This window comes from Falsigemmobacter intermedius (genome assembly GCF_004054105.1).
Taxonomy (GTDB): Bacteria; Pseudomonadota; Alphaproteobacteria; order Rhodobacterales; family Rhodobacteraceae; genus Wagnerdoeblera; species Wagnerdoeblera intermedia.
In genome coordinates this window covers 1-2,457 of sequence record NZ_SBLC01000109.1, presented here as the reverse complement: position 1 = coordinate 2,457, position 2,457 = coordinate 1, and the positions used below count along the sequence as shown (strand labels likewise).

Below are 2,457 nucleotides of genomic sequence, written 5' to 3'. Positions count from 1 at the left end.
ATAATCAAAGGTGGGTCACTTCTCGATGGAAATCCCGGGTCAGTTCTGCGCGGAAAATCACAATGGGCTCTTCGATCTCTTTGACTTTCGCCTTGCCGCTGCAGGCAGGGAACCTCGTGCAGCTGTAGAAGGCACCAAATTTCCCATCTCGCTTTACCAGCCACCCGCCGTTGCAGGATGGGCAGGCCGGCTGCTCAACTGCACAGGCTGAACAGCGGTTGTGACGGCTGTCGCGGATCGGCAGCCCGGAACCACATGATGGGCAAGCGGGGAGAATATTGCCGCAATGCGCGACGTGTTCGCATCGGTAATACAATCCGCCCTCTTTCGAGCGATCAGGCAACATGCGTCCCGAGCATTCTGCGCAGGTCTCGACTTCGCCTTCCTTGCTCGCAGGCGCATCCAAATCATAGAAGGGATCGGCAAGAAGTTCTTGAACAAAGGCCGAAGGGCGGGCTTCGGAAGCGATGATCGTCAGGGTCGAGCGGGCACGTGTCATTGCGACATACATCACGCGGCGCTCTTCGGCGTTTTCAAAGGGCTCTGCTTCGGGCGAGACCAGGCTGAGAAGGGGATCGTCGGCAATTTCCGATGGGAATCCCACACGGCCTGCATCCGCCTTCAGAAGCACCACGTGATCGGCCTCCAGCCCTTTTGAGGCATGGATGGTCTTGAAGCTGAGGGCCAACTGCGGGAAGCGTTTTTGCAATTGGTATAGGCCGGGATCGATAAAGCGGTAACGCCCCAACAGCAGCACAGAAGTCTTGCGGCCTTCAGGGGCGGGCAGGCCCGCCAACCTTTGCAGAACGCCCGACAGTGTAGCTTCATCACCGCCCTTGCGGGTCCAGGCGATTTGGATGGCGGGACGCGGGGCCACACCTGCGGGCACCACGGTTTTCACGATCTGCGCCGGGTTCTTGAGCACGAACCCACGCGCGGCCAAGGCGATTTTGTCGACGGAACGGAAGGTGCGTCCCAGATCCACGCTGCGATGCACGTCGGTTTGCTTGCCAAACGTCCCGCCGAATTCGCGCCCGAAGTTCCGCATAATGTGGATGTCAGAACCCGCGAAGCGGTAGATCGATTGCCAGTCATCGCCAACGGCGAAGATGCGGGCATCCCTATGCTGGGCTTTCAGGGCTTTGATCAGTCGCGCGCGGCTTTGGGAGATGTCCTGGAACTCATCAACCAGAATATGCCTGAACGGGCTCAGGTAGCGGCCCTGTTCGGCGTAATGCGCGGCCCTCAGGATCATATCCTCAAAATCGATGCGGTCGCCCAGGCGGCGCTGGTATTCCGCATAGACCGGCTCGAAAAGCTTCAGGAAGGCTTGGGCCCGCTTGCCCAGCTTCAGGACTTGGGACTTCTCGAGGCATTGCGCGACCGAGTAGCCACCGCTCTTGAATTGCCGCAGGAATGTCCCGAGCATGCGCGTGAAGGCATCGGCCTGACCAAGCTCCACCACCCGGTCAAAGATCTCCGCGGCGGGGCGGGGGTTGATTGTGATGTAGGGGGCCAGCTTCTCCTGAAGGGCCTCCAGCAGGCGCCCCTCCTTTTGCTCATAGCTGAAGGTCTCGATCAGGATGGTCCCCTGACCTTTGTGGAGCTGGCGCTTCCATTCCATCCCTTCGAGATATTCGTCGCGGTCGACGAAGGGGGCCGTGACCAAGCGTTCCGTCCCGTCGGGGGCACGCTCACGCCGCACGCCGAAGTGCTCAAGGTAGACGCCGCTGTCGGTCAGGCGAAAATCGGGCGTGTAGTTGCGCCGCCCGCCGGTTGCGACCTTACGCTCGTAATCCGGTTCATACTCATAGGCGATGCCGTTTTGGTAAAGCCAGTTGGCGATGCTCAGCTCTTCGCGGCTTTTGACCTGCTCACCCTGCAGGGTGCGCAAGTCAAGCTTTTCCAACTGCTTGTAATAGTCGTGCTTGGTCTTGTAATCCCAGTCGTCCTTCTGCTCGACAAGGAATTCAGTGAACCATGAAATCAAGGCACCTGCCACTTCGGCGACCTTTGTCATGAGGTCGCGCAGGATCTGCCGGATCAGATCGAGAAACGCAGTATCATCCGTCGCATGGGCGGCGAGCGGCGGTTTGGCCCCCTCAACCGAGCCGATGATGTCATAGGCCAGCGCGTGGAAAGTGCGTGCCTCAATCGGCATGCCGCAGCGGGCCTCGATACGCTCAGACATCTCTTTCGCGGCATCTTTCGCAAAGGCGAGAAGCAGGATTTCTTCGGCCGGCCGGATGCCAGCACGCAGAAGGTAAGCAGCCTTTGCTGTTATGACGCTTGTCTTGCCTGATCCGGCACCTGCCAGGACCAGGGTGGCATCTTCGTCGACCACGATGGAAAGGCGCTGTTCAGGCGTCAAAGGCTTGCTCTCGACTGTGTCAAAGAACTCCTTCCAGCGCTCCAGCTCTACCGTGACGAAACGCTCGATAGCCCTTTCCCGCAATT

At 59.3% G+C, this 2,457-nt stretch carries 1 protein-coding gene; it reads right to left on the bottom strand.

Annotated elements, in window-relative coordinates:
* Positions 1-4 precede the first annotated feature (4 nt).
* Positions 5-2,457 (bottom strand): UvrD-helicase domain-containing protein (locus EP867_RS19280; protein ID WP_128491051.1); only part of this gene is annotated, 2,453 nt, incomplete at its 5' end.